The sequence below is a fragment of the Erwinia sp. 1181_3 genome, assembly GCF_052824965.1.
The window spans coordinates 407,259-427,224 of record NZ_VTDE01000001.1; the positions used below are offsets into that span (position 1 = coordinate 407,259).

Here is a 19,966-nt window from a genome sequence, read left to right on the forward strand (position 1 = left end):
CCACTTATTATTCGTTTCCACAGCGGGAGGCTGCATATGCGTCATCTGCCGGAACGAAGCAGACCGGCGCACGGGGGGGGCATCCAGCCGGGGGGCGGTATCCTGCCGTAAACGGCTGTGTGGCACAAACGATTTAACACAGCTCGTACATCCATTTCACCAGGTTGTTACTATTAAATGCCAGCAGGTTGCACTCCATCACACTTCACCGGGTTGCACCCGCACAGCAACCCCATAAAAACCAGGCTTAACGGCGCTTTCACGAACCTGGCGAGTTTCTTGCAGCAATATCCATGCCGCTTTTTTTACGTTAACAAAAAGCCCATTTTTAAGTTTGAGGAGAGGGTCACATTTAACGAGGTTGCACAAAGTTGCAACATCAGTGATATTGCACCCTATCATTTGTTATCTACTGATTCAGGAGCTGTAAGGCATGGGCACAACTACCATGGGTGTGAAACTGGACGATGCAACACGCGACCGGATTAAACAGGCTGCGCTACAGATTGACCGCACCCCGCACTGGCTGATCAAGCAGGCCATTTTCAACTATCTGCAACAGATCGAACAAGGCACCACGCTGGCCGAGCTCCCCACCAGCACCCTCGTTGTCGAGAGCGATGTACGCCCGTCGGAAGAGACGCACCAGCCCTTCCTGGATTTTGCCGAGCAGATCCTGCCGCAGTCGGTCGCCCGTGCCGCCATCACTTCTGCCTGGCGCCGCCCGGAAACCGAAGCAGTGCCCATGCTGCTGGAACAGGCGCGTTTACCGCAGCCTCTGGCAGAGTCCACCCATCGCCTGGCTTATCAGCTGGCGGACAAGCTCCGGCACCAAAAAGGGGCAGGCGGACGCGCCGGAATGGTGCAAAGTCTGCTCCAGGAGTTCTCACTTTCCTCCCAGGAAGGCGTGGCGTTGATGTGCCTGGCCGAAGCCTTACTGCGTATTCCTGACAAACCGACCCGTGATGCCCTGATCCGCGATAAAATCAGCAACGGTAACTGGCATTCTCACCTGGGGCGCAGCCCGTCGATGTTCGTCAATGCCGCTACCTGGGGGCTGCTGTTTACGGGCCGTCTGGTGTCGACCCATAATGAAGCGAATCTGTCACGCTCGCTCAACCGGATTATTGGTAAAAGCGGTGAACCCTTGATTCGTAAAGGGGTTGATATGGCGATGCGCCTGATGGGCGAACAGTTCGTCACCGGGGAAACCATCGCCGAAGCGCTGGCCAATGCCCGTAAGCTGGAAGAGACCGGTTTCCGCTACTCCTACGATATGCTAGGTGAAGCAGCGCTGACGGCGCAGGACGCCAAAGCTTATCTGCTCTCCTATCAGCAGGCGATCCATGCCATCGGCAAAGCATCCAACGGTCGTGGCATTTATGAAGGCCCGGGGATCTCCATCAAGCTTTCTGCGCTGCACCCACGTTACAGCCGCGCGCAATATGAACGCGTGATGGAAGAGCTGTACCCGATCCTGAAATCACTGACGCTGCTGGCACGCAGCTACGATATCGGTATCAATATCGATGCTGAAGAAGCCGACCGCCTTGAGCTGTCGCTCGACCTGTTGGAAAAACTCTGCTTTGAACCGGAGCTGGAAGGCTGGAACGGCATTGGTTTTGTGATCCAGGCCTATATGAAACGCTGCCCGATGGTGATCGACTATCTGACCGACCTGGCACAACGCAGCCGTCGCCGTCTGATGATCCGTCTGGTAAAAGGGGCCTACTGGGACAGCGAAATCAAACGCGCCCAGACGGACGGACTGGAAGGCTACCCGGTCTACACGCGCAAGGTGTATACCGATATCTCCTACCTTGCCTGTGCCCGCAAACTGCTGGCGGTGCCGAACCTGATTTACCCGCAGTTCGCCACCCATAACGCCCATACTCTGGCGGCAATCTATCAGCTGGCAGGCAACAACTACTATCCTGGCCAGTATGAGTTCCAGTGTCTGCATGGCATGGGAGAACCACTGTACGAGCAGGTGGTAGGGAAAGTCGCCGATGGCAAACTCAACCGCCCTTGCCGCATTTATGCCCCGGTCGGGACACACGAAACGCTGCTGGCCTACCTGGTGCGCCGCCTGCTGGAAAACGGCGCGAATACCTCCTTCGTTAACCGCATTGCCGATGCCACCCTGCCGCTGGACGAACTGGTGGCCGACCCGGTGTCTGCCGTGGAAGCTCTGGCACGCAGCGAAGGTGCGGTCGGTCTGCCCCACCCGAAAATCCCTTTACCGCGCGAGCTGTATGGCGAACACCGTCAGAACTCGTCCGGGCTGGACCTCGCCAACGAACATCGTCTGGCGTCACTGTCGAGCGCACTGCTGAACAGCGCCAGCCAGACCTGGCAGGTGCAACCGCTGATTGATGGCCCGCTGGCCGCTGGCGACAGTATTCCGGTGATCAACCCGGCAGAACCGCTGGATGTGGTGGGCTATGTGCGCAGTGCGACCCCGGAAGACGTTTCCGCCGCGCTGGATGCCGCCACCCGCGTTGGGCCTATCTGGTTCGCCACTCCGCCGCAGGAACGCGCCGCCATTCTGGAACGCGCCGCCGTCATGATGGAGGGCCAGATGCAGCGCCTGATCGGCATTCTGGTGCGTGAAGCGGGTAAAACCTTCAATAATGCCATTGCCGAAGTGCGTGAAGCCGTGGACTTCCTGCACTATTACGCAGGTCAGGTGCGCGACGATTTCGATAATGAAACCCACCGCCCGCTTGGCCCGGTGGTCTGCATCAGTCCGTGGAACTTCCCGCTGGCGATCTTCAGCGGCCAGATTGCCGCTGCTCTGGCCGCCGGCAACAGCGTGCTGGCCAAACCGGCAGAACAGACGCCCCTGATTGCGGCTCAGGCCGTTGCCATTCTGCATGAAGCCGGCGTACCGCCAGGGGCACTGCAACTGCTGCCCGGCAGCGGTGAGACCGTGGGGGCGCAGCTGGTGCAGGACGACCGCGTACGCGGCGTGATGTTTACCGGCTCAACCGCCGTTGCCACCCTGCTTCAGCGTAATCTGGCCGGTCGTCTGGATCCGCAGGGCCGCCCGACGCCGCTGGTGGCGGAAACCGGTGGAATGAATGCGATGATCGTCGACTCCTCAGCCCTGACCGAGCAGGTGGTGACCGATATTGTCGCTTCTGCCTTCGACAGCGCAGGACAGCGTTGCTCCGCCCTGCGCCTGCTGTGCGTGCAGGACGATGTAGCAGAACATACGTTAACCATGCTACGGGGCGCGATGGCTGAATGCCGTATGGGCAACCCGGAACGTTTCTCCACCGACATTGGTCCGGTGATTGATGCCGATGCCAAAGCGGGCATTGAGCAACATATTGAGGCGATGCGCAGCAAAGGCTTTACCGTGTTCCAGGCGGCACAACCGCAGTCAGCGGGCCGCCGCGAGTGGCAGACCGGCACCTTCGTGATGCCTACGCTGATTGAGTTAAACAAGGTGGAAGATCTGACCCGCGAGATCTTCGGCCCGGTACTGCACGTGGTGCGTTATGCGCGCAGCACCCTGCCGCAGGTGATTGAGCAGATCAATGCCTCGGGTTACGGGCTGACGCTGGGTGTGCATACGCGCATCGATGAGACGATCCATCAGGTGGTGCAGAAGGCGCATGTGGGCAACCTCTACGTTAACCGTAATATGGTCGGTGCGGTGGTGGGTGTGCAACCCTTTGGTGGCGAGGGCCTGTCCGGCACCGGGCCGAAAGCCGGTGGTCCGCTCTACCTTTATCGTCTGCTCTCCTCCCGCCCGGATGATGCGCTGTCCGTCACCCTCAATCGTCAGGACAAAGAGCGCCCGGTGGATGCCGCACTGCGTCCGGCACTGCTGGCGGCCCATGACGCACTGAGTAAATGGGCAGCCGACCGCACCCCTCTGGCGGCCTGCTGCGCACGCTTTGCCGAGCTGGGCCAGGGCGGGACGATCCGCCTGCTGCCAGGACCTACGGGTGAACGCAATACCTTTGCGTTACTGCCGCGTGAGCAGGTGTTGTGTCTGGCAGACAACGAGCAAGATGCGCTGGTGCAACTGGCGGCCGTGACAGCCGTGGGCAGCCGTGCGCTGTGGACGGAAGATGACCTCCATCGCAGCCTGTGGCAGCAGCTGCCATCCGCGGTACAGCAGCGCATTGATTTCGCAGCACAGCCACTGGCGAGCCAAACCATTGATGCGGTGATTTACCACGGTGATGCCGACCAGTTACGTGACCTGTGCCAGGCCGTGGCAGCCCGCGACGGTGCGATTATTACCGTACAGGGCTTTGCCCGTGGGGAAACCAATCTGCTGCTGGAGCGCCTGCTGCTGGAGCGTTCGCTGAGTGTGAATACGGCAGCAGCCGGGGGGAATGCCAGCCTGATGACCATCGGTTAACGCCTCATCTCATGACACGGGGCGACCGGAAAAAATGGCCGCCCCTCTCTTCTCACCCCTCAAATTTCATCCGCAGTAGCTTCGGGTAGATAAACAGCGACTGGCCCCAGCCGCGATTCAGCAGCGTCCACACGCCAACCGAACACCCTACGCACAGCAACACCATCAGCGGCGGGAAACCCACGGCCCACAGCAGCGAAAATGCCTGGCTGGCAAACAGCTGGTGACCCACGGCATACAGGATCGCTGACAGACCGAAGAACTCAATAAAGATGCGGTGCAGCACGTAGATCTGCAATGTGTTCTTCCCCACCCAGTTGAGCCAGTGCATCGAAAACATTCGGTTCAGTGCGCGGCAGAACGCAATACTGCCGAGGATCGCCAGCACGCACAGGAACAGGCTTTGTTCCAGGCCCAGCAGGCTGTGCGCGGTTGTCAGTACCAGCAGCAGTGCCCAGGGCAGCAGGTTATCCCGTCGCCATTCGCTCCAGCGGATCAGGACCTCGCTGTAAAATGCACCAAACAGGAAGAAGACAAAGTATTGCGACAGGCTTTCCGGCCCCCAGCCGGGGATGATGCCGGTGACCGCCGCATAGTTGAGTCCTGCCGCCAGCAGCAGGATCAGCGGCTTATGCTGGCGAAACAGTTTCGCAAACAGGAAGAACAGCGCCAGGGCGTAAAGATACCAGGAGGAGCTCATCGCCAGCAGCATCAGCTTGAGAAACTGCCACGGCGAATCGGCCCAGGCGGCATTGATATTGCCAGAGAGATGCTCACCCATCATGCCGACCGATACGCCATTAATCATCAGCCACTGAATCAATCCCCAGAGAAAATAGAGGTAAAACAGGTTGGTTACGCGGCTGGTGAATACCTGTTTCCACGGACGATTCAGAATGGCATTGGCCGCCAGCAGGCCAGAAACAAAGAAAAACGCGGGCATACGTAACGGGGAAAGCTGGTTATTAAACGCCAGCCAGAGTTTGGCCGGTAACTGCCCGGCGGTCAGTAAAGGGGCAATATCGGCATAACCGGGAAGTACAACGTGATAAAGCACTACAAGTAAAATACAGCCGCCTTTCAGGGTATTAACCCAGGCGATATCTTTTTTGGTCGTCATATTCATGACAATACTCCTGCTGTGAGCATCTGATGTTGATAAAAAGGGAAAAGCATCCTCCGTCACGGTCGTTTTTATATTTTTTATTGGTATTGATAAAAATATACCCGTCATACTTATCTGCATGGCGGGTATAAAAAATGGCCGATATTATTATCGGCCAGATTTGAAAACTCAGCCGTTGTTAGCGACTTTCTCCACAGGGCGCGGTTTACGCAGCAGCCTTGGGTACATAAAGAGTGCTTTGCCCGGCCCGCGATTCAGCAGGTTCCAGGCCACCAGTGAAATACAGGTGGTGATGGTTACCGCGAAAATCGGCAGCACCAGCGCCCAGGCCAGCGAGAAGCCCTGGTTGTCGAACAGACCGTATTTCACGGCCAGCGTCAGCATGGTCAGGCCCAGCAGTTCGATAAAGATACGGTGCAATACGTAGATTTGCAGCGTATTGCGGCCAATCCAGTTCAGCCACCCCATATTGAAGCGGTTGTTCAGCGCCCGGCACAGCACAATCCCGGCGACAATCGCCACGATGCAGTAGAACGGGTTTTTCATCATCCCGGCGGCATGATGCGCCACCCCAACCAGCACCATTGCCGCTAACAGAGCCAGATGACGGCGCGACAGCTGGCTAATTTCCACCAGCGTGTGGCTGAAGAACGCCCCCAGAACGAAGTAAACAAAGTTCTGCACCACGCCGTTAGGCCCCCAGCCCGGCACCAGATGGAACTGCGTGGCGTAGTTGAGCAGGACAGCGCCCACCAGCAGCAGCACCTTCTGGCGATGGAACAGCTTCGCCGCGATAAAATAGCCCGCCAGCGCATACAGATACCACAAGCTGGTCATCGACAGCGTCAGCAGCTTAACGAACTCCAGCGGCGAACTGGCATATGCAGCATTGACGGCGGTAGAGAGTTTCTGGCCGATCAGGTTGGCGGAAATATTGTAGATACTCGCCCACTGAATCACACCCCAGAGAATATAGAGGTAGAGAATATTGGTGAATTTCTTAGTAAATACCTCGCTCCAGCTCTTTTTACTGATGGCACTGGCCGCCAGCAGACCCGAGACGAAAAAGAAGGCCGGCATACGCAGCGGCGAAAGGTATTTATTAAACACAACCCACATTTCAGCCGGTATCATTCCGGCGGTGAGATACTGCAAAGAGGGAATGAAGGTGGTAATTATGGTGTGATGCAGTACCACCAGTAATATGCACCCGCCCTTGAGGGTATTAATCCACAGGACTTCTTGCTTGCCAGCAACAGACATAATAATAAAACCCGATCTCATCATATTATTCCGAAAGTATCCCTTGATACTCTACGGATCACTATGAGGATCGTCTGAAAGCGTTGCGAATGCTTTCAATTCCTTAACGTTTTCCCTGCCCTCATCCGCAATATGCTCTGATTTCAGGCAGGTAACATAAAACTTTAAGAATAACCTTATTAAAGTTTATTGATGATAGGCAAACAGCGCGGGCGCCCCCCCGGTGTGAATAAACACAATCGGCCCTTCACGACGAAAACGCTTCTGCGCAATCCCATCGATCAGCCCCGCCATCGCCTTGCCGGTGTATACCGGGTCGAGGAAGATCCCTTCCAGGCGTGCCAGCAGTTTTACCGCTTCCATGCCCTCTTCATTCGGCTCGCCGTAGCGGGGTGCAAAGTAGTCATCCCATAAGGTGATCGGGGCTGAGCTTACCATCTCCAGCGAGCGGGCAAGTTCCTGACGGATTTTCTCCACCTTCGGTAACTGGTCAGCCGCTTTGCGCGACACGGTAATGCCTACCAGCTCCGTCTCAGGCAACAGATGTTCCAGCCCGACGGCCAGCCCGGCATGGGTGCCTGCGCTGCCTGAAGCCACCACCACCGCAGCAAAGTCGACCACTCCTTCACTCTGATGGGCAATTTCCTGTGCGCAGTCAACGTAGCCCAGCGCACCCAGCGCATTCGAGCCGCCCACCGGGACGATATACGGACGGAAGCCCTGCGCCTCCAGCAGCGTGGCCTGCTGTTCAAGCTGCGCATCCGGGGCGTGCAACGCATCAACCATCACAATCTCGGTGCTCATCAGCTCCAGCAGCAGTCGGTTACCGTTACTCAGGTAGTTTTCAGCCGTGGTGCCAATCGGGTTTTCCAGCAGCGCCACGCACTTCAGGCCCAGTTTCGCTGCAACGGCGGCCGTCTGGCGCACATGGTTGGACTGAATCGCACCCGCGGTCAGCAGCACATCCGCCCCGGCACGCAGTGCATCGGCAGCAAGAAACTCCAGCTTTCTGAGTTTGTTACCGCCCAGGGCTACCGGCGTGACATCGTCACGTTTAATAAAAATATCGCGTCCGAGATAATCAGACAGACGGGGAAGATGCTCTAAAGGCGTGGGCGAACCCAGCAGTTCAAGGCGGGGAAAATTAGCAATATTGTGTAAGGACAACGCGGCCTCCATAGCAGGCGTTCAGGTTATCCTTACAGTGTTGCAGAAGATGACCTGATGGTCATCTTCTTATCATCGGCACCGTTAATTTCGTTGCCAGCCGAGGAATTGATCGTACTTGCGTAATGCAATGCGGTAGTTGTTATTCCCCGCATCCGGTAAATCATTTTCGAGGCATTCATGCCAGCTTGGGCCACTCAGGCGCTCTGCCGGGAAGCCTCGTGCTGAAAGCATATCGTCAAGACGACGCAGGCGAACAACGTATTCGCGAATGGTACTGTGGCTCATTTCAGTCTGCTCGAACAGGTACTGTTTGAACGCCATGATGTCAAAGTAAGTCGGATGTGTGTTGCAATAAATGTCGCTACAAAAACGGCACAACGCCGTAAGCTCATTCTGTAATTTTAACCAGACCTGATCGTCGATCAGCTGATCCATCCGGGCGATGGCCTCTTTGTTAATGATCTGACCACGAAAAACCAGTGCCATGCGGTCTAACACTTTCCCGCAATGCGAGCAGTTGCTCTGGCTGTGCTTGTAGTCTTTCAAATAACGGCTCAACGGCCTCATTTTAGTTTTGGATCCCATTCGAGATTCCCCGGTTGGTGTTGAGAGTGCAAAACTGACTTCGTCAGCGCGCCCCCGTTAACCGGGCGCGCAGGCGTTTTATCGCCTGACTGTGCAGTTGGCTGACACGGGACTCGCCCACCTCAAGCACTGCGCCAATCTCTTTCAAATTCAGCTCTTCCTGGTAATAGAGCGTTAGTACCATTTTTTCGCGATCGGGCAGTGCCTCGATGGCTTCTATGACTCGCTCACGCAGACTCCCTTCCATAAGCTGATGCAGCGGATTGGCTTCTTCATGGCCGTCCGTCACCAGCTCTGCGCTGTCACCGTGTTCTTCACGATATTCGTCGTAGGAGAACAACTGGCTATTATTGGTATCCAGCAGGATCTGCCGGTACTCCTCCAGCGAGACATCCAACTGCGAAGCCACTTCCTGCTCGGTGGCTGAGCGCCCCAGCGCCTGCTCCACCTGATGCATGGCCCCCGCCACTTCGCGCGCATTACGGCGTACGCTGCGTGGTGCCCAGTCGCGGCTGCGAAGTTCATCGAGCATCGCCCCACGGATACGCTGTACGGCGTATGTCGTGAACGCAGTGCCTTGTAGTGCGTCGTAACGCTCTACGGCATTCAGTAGCCCGATGCCTCCCGCTTGTAAAAGGTCATCCAGTTCTACGCTGGCTGGCAGACGAACCTGCAAGCGCAACGCTTCATGGCGAACCAGCGGTATGTATCGCTGCCACAGAGAATGTTTGTCCATCACGCCATCGGCGGTATATAGATCGTTCACTCTGACCTACCCTGCTGTAATTAAGTTATCGGCACGATTATCTGTTTCTGTAGGGCAGATTGATTGGGGGAATAGCGGTGAAAAAGGCGGGTTATTTCATTTTTGTGGACCTGAACGATCCCGGCGACGCGATTTTTCGACGCGGGGATCCCTCAGCATAGAACGGGTCAAACTTTACGCAGTAGACGCTGGCGCGTGTTCTCCGGCACTTGCTGCCACAGCGCACACACTTTCCCCTCCAGTTCCTGATAAAACGGCAACAGGGTCTGATCTTCCTGCAACGTACGGCGAAAATGCACCGTGCCGTTTAACGGGTCGATGGTCATTCTGCGGCTGGTAAACAGACGTTGCAGATCGCTGCGCAGGAACAGACCATTATCCGCGCTGTTATCCAGCAGGAAGCCCTGTTCGTTCTCACGCATATCGATATGGCAGGCTTCCACCCAGGGCCACGCATGCTCGTCCGTCAGCAGCGTGCCGGTAATCACACAGGCACCGTAACGCTCACGTACCGCGTGACTGAACTCATGATGACTGGCCCGATGCCACAGCCGGGCTTTCACCCGTCGCCCGACCTGCGTACCCTGGATGACACCGGCTGGCGGCGGCAACAGCGGTGAGGTCAGCACCACGATAAACTGTAGCTGACGCGAATACTCAAAGCATGGCTGCGACTGGCGGTCATACAGCTGCCAGTATTCGTCATCTTCATCGCTGCGTAACAGCGTCAGGGTGTAACCCCGCTGCTGTAACAGGCTCTGCGCCATGATCGACGCCGGGTCCAGCATCGCCAGCACTTTGCTTTCGCCCATCACCTTCCAGGTATTCCAGGGGGTGGGTTCCAGCGGACGACGAAAATAGAGAAAACTCTCCTGACGCTGCAAATAGTGCTCGAAGCGCTGAAGGTAATTTTTACGTTCGTTATCGTTAGTAATAAACAGCAGGTCTTCCAGCGGAATATGGCTGTCTTTGCTGGCAAAGATAGCGCGGATAGTCCAGTTTTTGCTGGAGGTTGACGGACTCAGCAACCCTCTGGTCGTCAACGATTTATCGTCGGGGTACTTTCTGCTGTAGCGGTCGTTTATCTCCTCAAACGGCAGCAGCTCCCCAGGTAACAAGTCATAATTGAAGCGCATAGCACACTCCAGAGAAAAAAAACCCCGCGAGAGCGGGGTTTTAAAGGGTTCAAGTTGGCGTTAAGTCGCCGATTAGCCCTGCAGCAGAGACAGAACCTGCTGTGGAACCTGGTTAGCTTTAGCCAACACTGAGTTACCAGCCTGCTGAACGATCTGAGCTTTAGACAGGTTAGAAACTTCAACCGCGTAGTCAGCATCCTGGATACGGGACTGAGCTGAAGACAGGTTAGTAGTAGTGTTGTTCAGGTTAGTTACTGCAGAACCCAGACGGTTCTGGATAGCACCCAAGCTTGAACGGAATTTATCGATTGACGCGATTGCTGCATCCAGTGCTGCCAGTGGATCTTTAGTCGCAGTACCTACGCTGGTGGTATCAGTGGTAAGTTTGCCAGTAGAGCTAACGAACGCCTGTGCACCTACGTTTGGAGCATATTTATCAGTACCAGTACCGCCAGTAACAGTCACTTGACCGTTATCTTTGTCAACAGAGTAAGTAGTGGTGTAAGAATCCACTGAAGTCAGAGCACCATCGCTGTCGGTGTAGGTCAGGGCGGATTCACCTGAAGTCAGGAGAGCAGTAGCAGTCAGACCGTTCTGGTTGAACTTGATGCTAACGTCATCAGCAGTAGAGTTAGCTTTAACAGATGCCAACAGTGCGTCAGAAGATACTTTATCATCAAATTTCACGCCGCCAGCGGAACCAGCAAACTTGTAAGTTTTGCTATCGAAGGTAACTGAAGATGCACCAGCAGTGTTCGCATCAGCAGCAGTGAACAAGTCACTCATTTTTGCGCCAGTTGTTGCAGCATTTGAGTTGTTAGTCGTTAATGCACCAGCAACGAGGTACGCAGTCTGGCCACCGATGGTGATGTTGCCTGAAGCATCAGTGTTGAAGTCAACTTTACCGGTAGTAGAGGTATAAGTACCCGCTTTAGTCTGGCCAGCAGCAGCTTTCAGTTTCGCGCCTTCAGTACCCGCATCAGCAGTAGCAATGTCTTTGGTAGTGGTGAAGTTTTTCGCGGTAGCATCGTAAGTGTAGGTACCAGCATCAGCACCAGTAGCAACAGTAACTGTGTCGCCAGTCTGCAGTTTAGAAAACGCTTTGTCGGCAGTCAGCTTGTCGAAGGTGGTGGTTGCAGTGTAAACACCGGCTGCTTCAGTTGCGCCAGCAGCAGTCAGGTCACTTACGGTCGCGGCTTTGTTAGTGATAGTGCCGGTGCCGTTAACGTTGAAGCCGTTCAGACCCAGAGTAGAAGAGTCGATTTTTTTCAGGTCGATAGAGATAGTCTGGCCATCGTTCGCGCCAACCTGAATTTTCATGGTGCCGTCTTTAGCCAGCACGTTCACGCCGTTGAACTGAGTCTGACCCGATACGCGGTCAATTTCGTCCAGACGTGATTTGATTTCGTCCTGGATTGAATCCAGGTCAGAGCTTGAGTTGGTGCCGGTAGTTGCCTGAACACTCAGTTCACGAACGCGCTGTAAGTTGTTGTTGATTTCTGACAGTGCGCCTTCAGTAGTCTGTGCAACAGAGATACCGTCGTTGGCGTTACGGGCAGCCTGAGTCAGGCCCTTGATGTTAGAGGTGAAGCGGTTAGCAATTGCCTGGCCAGCAGCGTCATCTTTCGCGCTGTTGATACGCAGGCCAGAAGACAGGCGCTCCATAGAAGTAGACAGAGCAGACTGGTTCTTGTTGATGTTGTTCTGGGTGATCAGCGAGAGGCTGTTGGTATTGATTACTTGTGCCATGATAAAGTTTCCTGTTAAATCATTTCGGGTTAAGTGGTTGGGCTTGTATGCCCCCCGGCTTCATCGCCGTCAAAGTTGTTATCGTCTGTCCCCCAATAACCTTTAGAATTTTTTTACCCTCTCCCCATTTTTTTTTCGTTTTCACTTACTGGCCGAAATACCCCTCTTTATTACCGCTATTCGTTTTATTGCTGTTGCGCAAATAATCGTAAACTTTATGCATCAGTCGCCGATAACCTCGGTATTCATACTCCGTCCTGATTAAATAAAGGAAACATCATGGCTAGTATCTCTACTTTAGGTATCGGCTCCGGCCTTAAGCTCGCTGACATTCTTGACAGCATGCAGTCGGCTGAAAAGGCAGCATTGGTGCCTATTACCACCCAGCAAAGCGCTTTTTCTTCCAAGCTGAGCGCTTACAGCACCATGAGCAGTGCGATCGAGACCTTCCAGACCGCTAACACCAAGTTAAATAATGCCGACCTGTTCAGCGCCTTTAAGACGGTGAGTTCGTCAACCGCCTTTAGCGCCACCGGAACTACAGGCGCGGTCGCCGGTAAATACAGCATCAGCGTCACCGCCCTGGCCAAAGCGCAGACGTTGACCACGGCAACTCAGACCAGCAACACCACCGCACTGGCAACCACCGACAGCACGCTGACCATTCAGGCCGCTGCTGATGGCAGTAAGCCGATTGAAGTGAAAATTTCAGCAGCGGACTCCTCACTGACCGGCGTGCGCGATGCGATCAATAAAGCCAATGCTGGTGTGACTGCCAGCGTAATCAAAACCGGTGATGGCAGCTACCGCTTGTCATTGACCGCCGATAAAACCGGTTCCGATAATGCCGTGACGTTGAGCGTCGATGGCGATAACGTCATGAAAGACCTGCTGAACTATGGCGGCGCCGGGGCCAGCAACGTCGTACAAAGCGTGACCGCACAAAATGCCGAGTTGACGGTTAACAATGTGAAGATTGTTAACAGCAGCAACACCATCAGCGATGCGCTGGAAGGTATTACGCTGAATCTGAACGATGTGACCACCGGTGAACAGTCGCTGACCATCACTAAAGACACCAGCAGTGCCTCCACCGCTCTGACGGAGTGGGTCACCGCCTACAATACGTTGCAGGATGCCTTCTCCAGCCTGACCAAATATACCGCGGTAGATACCAACGCCACTGCTCAGGACACCAGTAATGGCGCCCTGGTGGGCGACAGTACGCTTCGAACTATACAGCAGGAAATGAAATCACTGCTGAATAACACCGCCAGCTCCTCGACGTTTAAAACGCTGTCACAGATTGGCATCACCACCAACCCGACCACCGGGCAGCTGGAAACCGATAAAACCAAACTGGATGCGGCGCTGGCGAAAGACCCAGCCGGTATTAAAGCGATGATTATTGGCGATGGCAAAACCACCGGTATTACCACCACCCTGGCCACCAGGATGACCGACTGGTTGTCCAGTAAAGGAAATATTCAGTCGGCGAAAGATGGTGTCAGCAAAACGCTGAACAATCTGACTAAACAGTACAACGCGGCCAACGAGCGCATTAACGACACCATTGCCCGTTTAAAAACCCAGTTTACCGCACTGGATTTGTTGGTCGCTAAACTGAATACCACCGGTGACTACCTCACGGCACAGTTCGAAACGACCAAATCCACCAATTCTTAATGAGTCAGGAGCCATAATGTATAGCGCAAACGGTACCCAAGCCTATGCAAAAGTCGGCGTGGAAAGTGCAGTGATGAGTGCCAGCAATGACCAGCTGATCACGCTGCTGTTCGATGGGGCAATCAGCTCCCTCGTTCGCGCACGCCTCTTTTTGCTGGAGGGCAATATCGTCAAAAAAGGCGAATCGCTCTCCAAAGCCATTAACATTATTGATAATGGTCTAAAACTCGGACTGGAAGAGACCAGTGAAGATGATTTAACCCGCAATCTGGCGTCTCTGTATCGTTATATGGTGCACCGCCTGTTGCGCGCCAATATCGATAACGATGCCGACGGCATCGAAGAAGTTGAGAAGTTACTGCGCAATATCGCCGACGCCTGGAAAGAGGTTTCAGGCACAACCGCTCTGGTTTAGGACTCTGTAGACATGAACATTGCCCCACATCTGCTCGCGATTTATCAGGAAATTTTGACTCACAGTCAGTCTATGCTGCGTCTGGCTGGCGAAGGACAGTGGGATGCACTGATTGATATGGAAGTTAACTATCTTAGCGCCGTGGAAAAACTGGCGAAAGCAACCCAGAACGAGCCGGTTCCAAGCCATACCCAGGAACAGCTGCGTCCGGTACTGCGTCATATCCTCGATAATGAATCGGAACTTAAAGTCCTGTTGAAGAACCGTCAGGATGAGATCTCCGGTCTGATACAGCAGGCCGGGCGTCAGAAATCGGTCAATAATGCCTACACGAAAATGTCCGGTGTGGTGTTGTTTCCTACTGGAGCCAATGGATAAACCAGACCTTTAAATTTTTATGCTTTTACTCAGCACCTTCTGTGGGCCAGAGTGGAATAAATAATTCCCTTCTGGCCCGCACTTTTTCTCCCCGCCTCGCTCATACTTCATTTTCCCGTCTGGCGAAAATGGACCCACTACATGCGCAATCCCACACTGTTGCAGTTTTTTCACTGGTATTACCCCACAGGCGGCAAACTCTGGCCGGAAGCGGCAGAACGCGCGCAGTGGCTGGCTGAAACGGGCATCACTGACGTCTGGCTGCCCCCGGTTTATAAAGGGGAATCCGGCGGCTATTCGGTTGGCTACGACAGCTACGATCTGTTTGACCTCGGTGAATTTGACCAGAAAGGCTCGCGTGCCACTAAATACGGTGACAAAGAGCAGCTGCTTGCCGCCGTTGAAGCGTTAAAATCGCACGGCGTGGGGGTGATCCTCGACGTGGTGCTCAACCATAAAATGGGCGCCGACGAAAAAGAACAGGTGCAGGTCAACCGCGTTAATCCGGACAACCGCGATGAGATCGACCCGGAAGTGCTCACCGCAGAAGCCTGGACGCGCTTTACCTTCCCGGTGCGTGCCGGGCAGTACTCGCAGTTCGTCTGGGACTACAAATGCTTCAGTGGCGTCGACCATATCGAAAATCCCGATGAAAACGGCGTATTCAAAATCGTTAACGACTACACCGGGGAGGGCTGGAACGACCAGGTGGATGACGAGCTGGGCAATTTTGACTATCTGATGGGTGCCAATATCGATTTCCGTAACCACGCGGTGACCGAAGAGCTGAAATACTGGGCGCGCTGGGTCATGGATGAAGTGCATTGCCGCGGTTTTCGTCTGGATGCGGTGAAGCATATTCCCGCCTGGTTCTATAAAGAGTGGATTGAACACGTACAGGAAGTGGCACCCGAACCCCTGTTTATTGTGGCGGAATACTGGTCGCACGAAGTGGATAAGCTGCAACAGTACATCCACCAGGTCGATGGCAAAAGCCTGCTGTTTGACGCCCCGCTGCAAATGAACTTCCACAATGCGTCCAAACAGGGTGCGGGGTACGACCTCAGCCAGATCTTCACCGGTACCCTGGTGGCTGCCGATCCCTGGCATGCGGTCACCCTTGTGGCTAACCATGACACACAGCCGCTACAAGCGCTGGAAGCCCCGGTGGAACCCTGGTTCAAACCGCTGGCCTACGCGCTGATCCTGCTGCGTGAAAACGGCGTGCCGGTGCTGTTCTACCCGGACCTGTTCGGCGCGCGCTATCAAGATGAAGGCGGTGACGGCGAACAGTATGACATTGAGATCCCGGTCATCGCCGAGCTGGAAACCCTGGTACGTGCCCGCCAGCAGTACGCCCACGGAGAACAACGTGAGTGGTTTGATCACCCTAACTGCATTGCCTTTGCACGCAGTGGGACGGAAGAGATGCCAGGCTGCGTGGTGATCATGTCAAACGGTGAAGCCGGTGAGAAAACGCTGGATTTAGGGGAGAACTACGCCGGGAAGCGCTGGCACGATCTGCTGGGGCACATCAGTGAAGAGGTCGGGAGCGACGAACAGGGCAACGCGGTGTTTCGTTGTCCGGCGGGCAGCGTCAGCGTCTGGGTGCTGAACTAAGGAGGATCGTGGCCACGACGGCCACGACAACCTGATTACTTCTCGGTGTAGATCATCTTATTGTGTTTTTTGGGCTGCTCTGTGGCGGCGCTGGCAGGCTGTTCACCCTTCGTTTCCTGGGGTTTCGCCTGATCGGCCAGCGCCTTCTGGCACTCCATGGTGGGTTGCGACACTTTCTGCAGCGTCAGTTTATCGTAGTGCAGCTCGGTGCCTTCCAGCTCCAGCGGCATCACGCGCACCTCGTTGTTTACATTCACCCACTCGCCGTCAAAATGCGTCACTTTACCCGGCTTGGCAATCACGCGCTGCCACTGACGGCAGTCCAGCGTATCGCCTTCGGCGGTGATTATCAGGCTGGCTTTAGCCTCCTTACTAATCAGGCCTTTCTGCGGGCCGAAGGTTTGCCAGTTTCCTACCAGCGCGGCCGGTGGCGGCGTTTTCACCGCACTGGCGTAATCGGTTAACTGCGCACAACCACTTAAGGTCACCACCGCTGCGGCTACAACAATCCACTTTTTCATTTTTCTCATCCTGATTTTCTCAATTAGGCGATACGTTATAATTTTTCCCTGCCCCGCCGCAAGCCCGGCGCGCCCTGCCGCTGTGCTTTCTGATTTTTCATGTCTTTTCTGATAGTTACTTTGCAGCATAATTAAGCAAATCGTTAAAGTTTGCCTTATGTGCTGCCGATAGCAGTTTAATGAGGGAACCCGCCGCACAGAGAACAACCACCCTCCCGGACTATTGAATTGTCAATTCAGGGGAAACAACTGCTATGCGATTAACCATTCGCGCCCGCTTAATCGGGATCGTGGGCCTGCTGTGCATACTGCTGATTATCGCCGCAGTATGGGGAATTATCGGGCTTCGTGCTGCTGACCAGCGCGCCGCCGCCACCTACCAAACCGAATTGCTCCCGTTACAAAGTTCTTCCCGCCTTTATCGCCTGGCCCAGCTGCAATCCGCCACGCTGTTTGAAGCGCTGCGTTACTGGACCGACGCCGGAGAAGTGGATAAACGTCTTGCCATTATCCAACAGTATGCCAGCCAGATTGAACAGGTTCGCGGACAGTACCAGAGCCTGGCACAGATCCCCGGAACCGAAAACCTCAGTAAACAATTTGTCGCAGACCTCACTCAGTGGCAGCAAGCGTTGAAAGACGCGGGTGCGCTGCTGAAAACCGGCAATCCTTCTGCGGCGTTGGTGATCATCGAAACCCGCCTGCGCACCGGCAGCCTCGCACTGCAACAGGGCATTGACCAGCTTGATCTCCTGATGCGCGAACATGCAGAACGTAACTACCAGCAGAGTGCGCAATCTTACCAGCTGGCACGTAACAGCCTGATCGGCATTCTGACGGTTGGCCTGCTGCTGGCACTGGTGGCGGGGATAATGCTGGTGCGCTCCATCAGCCATTCGGTGGGTAAAGCCCGTCGGCTGGCTGAAGCGATCGCCAACGGCAAGCTCGATCACCATATCGAACGTTTCGCCCCTGATGAACTGGGCGAACTGATGCGTGCGCTGGCCAGTATGGACCATCGCCTCTCCGGCATCGTGCGTGAAGTGGGCGACAGCGCCGTGGCATTGAATGATGCCGCCCACCAGATGGCAGAAGGCAATCAGGATCTCTCCGGTCGCACCCATGCCCAGGCCAGCTCGCTGGAGCAAACGGCCGCCAGCATGGAACAGATGACCGCCACCGTAAAACACAACGCGGATAACGCCGCACAGGCGAACGAACTGGCGATGACGGTGCGTGAACAGGCGCTGCGCGGCAGCAAGGTGCTGGAGGATGCCATCGGTGCGATGCGGGAAATCGAAAGTTCCAGCAAGCAGATTGGCGATATTAACCGGGTGATCGATGAGATTGCTTTCCAGACCAACCTGCTGGCCCTGAATGCGGCAGTGGAAGCCGCGCGTGCGGGCGAAATGGGCCGTGGCTTTGCGGTGGTGGCGTCAGAAGTTCGTCAGCTGGCCCAGCGTTCGGCGCAGGCAGCCCAGCAGATTAAAACCCTGATCCAGGCCAGCGTCAGTAAAGTCGATACCGGCAGCTCGCTGGTGATGCGCTCTGGCGAGATGCTGCAGGAGATCAACGGTGGCGTGGCGCGAGTGGTGGCTATCGTCGGTGAAATCGCCGTGGCCAGCCGTCAGCAATCCAGCGGCATTGAGCAGGTCAACCTGGCGGTGATCCAGATGGACAGCGCCACCCAACAAAATGCCGCACTGGTCCAGCAGGCGAGTAGCGCCAGCCAGACGGTGAATCAGCATGCCGGGTTGCTGGTTGAAAAAATGGCCTTCTTCCGTTTTCGCGGTGACCGCCCCCGTTCCCCTTCGCTGTAAATCAGGAGCGACTATGCGTAGCAAACTGACCGCCGCCCTGCTGCTGATGCTGGCTGCGGGCGCTGCCCGGGCTGACACCACTCTGACCATTGCCACCATCGCCAACGGTGACATGACCATTATGCAGCAGCTTTCCGGCACCTTTGAGCAGGCGCACCCTGGCATTCACCTGCGCTGGCAGGTGATGGATGATGCAGAACTGCGTAAACAGGTGCTGGCGGCGATGAACAGCGGCCAGCCGACTTTTGATGTGATTACCGTCGGCACCTATGAAGCACCGCTGTGGGGCAAGCGCGGCTGGTTAACCCCGCTGGATGCCCTGCCCGCTGATTATCAGGTGGATGACCTGCTGAAGCCCGTGCGTAAAGCCCTCTCCTGGCAGGATAAACTCTTTGCCCTGCCGTTTTACGGCGAAAGCAGCATGACCTATTACCGTAAAGATCTGTTTGCTGCCCGTGGTCTGACGATGCCTGAAGAGGTCAACTGGAGTGATATTAAACGCCTGGCGGCGAAGCTGACGGACAAAGCGAACGGCGTTTATGGCCTGTGCCTGCGCGGCCGTCCGGGCTGGGGGGATAACGTGGCGTTTGTCACCACCATGGCCAACGGCTACGGTGCACAGTGGTTCGATCTCGACTGGAAACCCACGCTGGACAGCCCGGAGTGGCGGGAAGTGCTCAGCGACTATGTGCAGATGGTGCACGACTACGGCCCGCCGGACAGCGCTGAGAACAGTTTTGGTCAAATCCTTAAGCTGTTTGCCGAAGGCAAGTGCGCTATGTGGGTCGACAGCACCGTGGCTGCCGGTCTGCTGATTAACCCGCAGATCTCCCGTGTGGCCGACAAAATTGATTTTGCCCCGGCCCCCGGTGAACTGACGCGCAATGGCTCTAACTGGCTGTGGTCCTGGGCACTGGCCGTCCCCACCAGTGCGGCGAACAAAGCGGCCGCACAGGAATTTATAAGCTGGGCAACCTCACCCGCCTACATTCAGCAGGTGGCGCAAACGGTCGGCTGGGGGGCCGTGCCGCCAGGCAGCCGCTACTCAACCTACCAGCAGGCGAGCTATCAGCGCCTGGCACCCTATGCAAAACGGGTACAGGCCGCCATGGAAAGCGCCACGGTGGAACAGCCGACCCTCGGCCCGGTGCCGTATCAGGGCGTGCAGTACGTCAGCATTCCCGGCTTCGACCAGATGGGCAATGCCGTGGGTGAGAATATCGCCGCGCTGTTACAGGGCAAACTGACGCTGGACGAAACCCTGACGCGAAACCAGCAGGTCGTGACCGAGATTTACACAAAGACCCATCCATAAACGGGTGGCGGGCAGCGCTGCTGCCCGGCTTTCCC

15 protein-coding genes are annotated in these 19,966 nt (G+C 55.6%); 7 read left to right on the top strand and 8 right to left on the bottom strand.

All coding sequences use genetic code 11. The features are described from left to right. The first annotated feature begins 433 nt into the window (after window positions 1–433). Window positions 434–4,381 carry a trifunctional transcriptional regulator/proline dehydrogenase/L-glutamate gamma-semialdehyde dehydrogenase gene (putA, locus tag FY046_RS01875; RefSeq protein ID WP_446185668.1) on the top strand — a complete coding sequence of 1,316 codons (3,948 nt, stop codon included), beginning with the start codon at window positions 434–436 and terminating at the stop codon, window positions 4,379–4,381. A 52-nt stretch (window positions 4,382–4,433) separates the two neighbouring features. Here putA and FY046_RS01880 read toward each other — a convergent pair whose 3' ends face one another. The 7 genes from FY046_RS01880 to FY046_RS01910 form a co-directional block, all read right to left on the bottom strand. Continuing rightward, window positions 4,434–5,507: an acyltransferase family protein gene (locus FY046_RS01880; RefSeq protein WP_446185669.1), complete on the bottom strand. Its 1,074-nt coding sequence runs from the start codon at window positions 5,505–5,507 to the stop codon at window positions 4,434–4,436. A 168-nt stretch (window positions 5,508–5,675) separates the two neighbouring features. Next, a complete protein-coding gene (locus tag FY046_RS01885) occupies window positions 5,676–6,770 on the bottom strand; it encodes an acyltransferase family protein (protein ID WP_446185670.1) in 1,095 nt (364 codons plus the stop codon). 186 nt (window positions 6,771–6,956) lie between these two features. After that, on the bottom strand, window positions 6,957–7,937 hold the full coding sequence (locus tag FY046_RS01890) for a D-cysteine desulfhydrase (protein ID WP_446185671.1): 981 nt from the start codon (window positions 7,935–7,937) through the stop codon (window positions 6,957–6,959). An 84-nt stretch (window positions 7,938–8,021) separates the two neighbouring features. Continuing rightward, a complete protein-coding gene (gene fliZ, locus FY046_RS01895) occupies window positions 8,022–8,525 on the bottom strand; it encodes a flagella biosynthesis regulatory protein FliZ (RefSeq protein ID WP_062742545.1) in 504 nt (167 codons plus the stop codon). A 43-nt stretch (window positions 8,526–8,568) separates the two neighbouring features. Beyond that, entirely contained in the window at window positions 8,569–9,291 is a 723-nt protein-coding gene (locus tag FY046_RS01900) for an RNA polymerase sigma factor FliA (RefSeq protein WP_062742546.1), read from the bottom strand. Window positions 9,292–9,458: 167 nt separating this feature from the next. Further along, window positions 9,459–10,427 carry an HNH endonuclease signature motif containing protein gene (locus tag FY046_RS01905; protein WP_446185672.1) on the bottom strand — a complete coding sequence of 323 codons (969 nt, stop codon included), beginning with the start codon at window positions 10,425–10,427 and terminating at the stop codon, window positions 9,459–9,461. A 72-nt stretch (window positions 10,428–10,499) separates the two neighbouring features. Continuing rightward, complete coding sequence (locus FY046_RS01910; protein WP_446185673.1) at window positions 10,500–12,176, bottom strand: FliC/FljB family flagellin; 1,677 nt, start codon at window positions 12,174–12,176, stop codon at window positions 10,500–10,502. A gap of 279 nt (window positions 12,177–12,455) precedes the next feature. Here FY046_RS01910 and fliD point away from each other — a divergent pair, with 279 nt between their 5' ends. The 4 genes from fliD to amyA all read left to right on the top strand — a co-directional run bounded on the left by fliD (window position 12,456) and on the right by amyA (window position 16,275). Beyond that, complete coding sequence (gene fliD / locus FY046_RS01915) at window positions 12,456–13,862, top strand: flagellar filament capping protein FliD (RefSeq protein ID WP_446185674.1); 1,407 nt, start codon at window positions 12,456–12,458, stop codon at window positions 13,860–13,862. A gap of 16 nt (window positions 13,863–13,878) precedes the next feature. Further along, window positions 13,879–14,277, top strand: a complete 399-nt coding sequence (gene fliS, locus FY046_RS01920; protein ID WP_167863745.1) for a flagellar export chaperone FliS — start codon at window positions 13,879–13,881, stop codon at window positions 14,275–14,277. A gap of 12 nt (window positions 14,278–14,289) precedes the next feature. After that, window positions 14,290–14,655: a flagella biosynthesis regulatory protein FliT gene (gene fliT / locus FY046_RS01925; RefSeq protein WP_167863744.1), complete on the top strand. Its 366-nt coding sequence runs from the start codon at window positions 14,290–14,292 to the stop codon at window positions 14,653–14,655. A gap of 141 nt (window positions 14,656–14,796) precedes the next feature. Beyond that, window positions 14,797–16,275 (top strand): alpha-amylase, encoded by a 1,479-nt coding sequence (amyA, locus tag FY046_RS01930; RefSeq protein ID WP_167863743.1) that lies wholly within the window; start codon window positions 14,797–14,799, stop codon window positions 16,273–16,275. Between the two features lie 35 nt (window positions 16,276–16,310). Here the strand turns inward: amyA and yedD are convergent, their stop codons facing one another. Continuing rightward, window positions 16,311–16,796 (bottom strand): lipoprotein YedD, encoded by a 486-nt coding sequence (gene yedD, locus FY046_RS01935; RefSeq protein ID WP_446185675.1) that lies wholly within the window; start codon window positions 16,794–16,796, stop codon window positions 16,311–16,313. A gap of 254 nt (window positions 16,797–17,050) precedes the next feature. Here yedD and FY046_RS01940 point away from each other — a divergent pair, with 254 nt between their 5' ends. After that, on the top strand, window positions 17,051–18,616 hold the full coding sequence (locus FY046_RS01940) for a methyl-accepting chemotaxis protein (protein WP_446185676.1): 1,566 nt from the start codon (window positions 17,051–17,053) through the stop codon (window positions 18,614–18,616). A 13-nt stretch (window positions 18,617–18,629) separates the two neighbouring features. Then, window positions 18,630–19,931 carry an ABC transporter substrate-binding protein gene (locus FY046_RS01945; protein WP_238337012.1) on the top strand — a complete coding sequence of 434 codons (1,302 nt, stop codon included), beginning with the start codon at window positions 18,630–18,632 and terminating at the stop codon, window positions 19,929–19,931. Window positions 19,932–19,966 lie beyond the last annotated feature (35 nt).

Coding starts and splice junctions, on each gene's coding strand:
- FY046_RS01885 (WP_446185670.1), bottom strand. CDS start 6,770: ATGTCTGTTGCTGGCAAGCAAGAAGTCCTGTGGATTAATACCCTCAAG.
- yedD (WP_446185675.1), bottom strand. CDS start 16,796: ATGAAAAAGTGGATTGTTGTAGCCGCAGCGGTGGTGACCTTAAGTGGT.
- FY046_RS01905 (WP_446185672.1), bottom strand. CDS start 10,427: ATGCGCTTCAATTATGACTTGTTACCTGGGGAGCTGCTGCCGTTTGAG.
- putA (WP_446185668.1), top strand. CDS start 434: ATGGGCACAACTACCATGGGTGTGAAACTGGACGATGCAACACGCGAC.
- FY046_RS01945 (WP_238337012.1), top strand. CDS start 18,630: ATGCGTAGCAAACTGACCGCCGCCCTGCTGCTGATGCTGGCTGCGGGC.
- FY046_RS01880 (WP_446185669.1), bottom strand. CDS start 5,507: ATGAATATGACGACCAAAAAAGATATCGCCTGGGTTAATACCCTGAAA.
- fliT (WP_167863744.1), top strand. CDS start 14,290: ATGAACATTGCCCCACATCTGCTCGCGATTTATCAGGAAATTTTGACT.
- FY046_RS01940 (WP_446185676.1), top strand. CDS start 17,051: ATGCGATTAACCATTCGCGCCCGCTTAATCGGGATCGTGGGCCTGCTG.
- fliZ (WP_062742545.1), bottom strand. CDS start 8,525: ATGGGATCCAAAACTAAAATGAGGCCGTTGAGCCGTTATTTGAAAGAC.
- amyA (WP_167863743.1), top strand. CDS start 14,797: ATGCGCAATCCCACACTGTTGCAGTTTTTTCACTGGTATTACCCCACA.
- fliS (WP_167863745.1), top strand. CDS start 13,879: ATGTATAGCGCAAACGGTACCCAAGCCTATGCAAAAGTCGGCGTGGAA.
- fliD (WP_446185674.1), top strand. CDS start 12,456: ATGGCTAGTATCTCTACTTTAGGTATCGGCTCCGGCCTTAAGCTCGCT.
- FY046_RS01910 (WP_446185673.1), bottom strand. CDS start 12,176: ATGGCACAAGTAATCAATACCAACAGCCTCTCGCTGATCACCCAGAAC.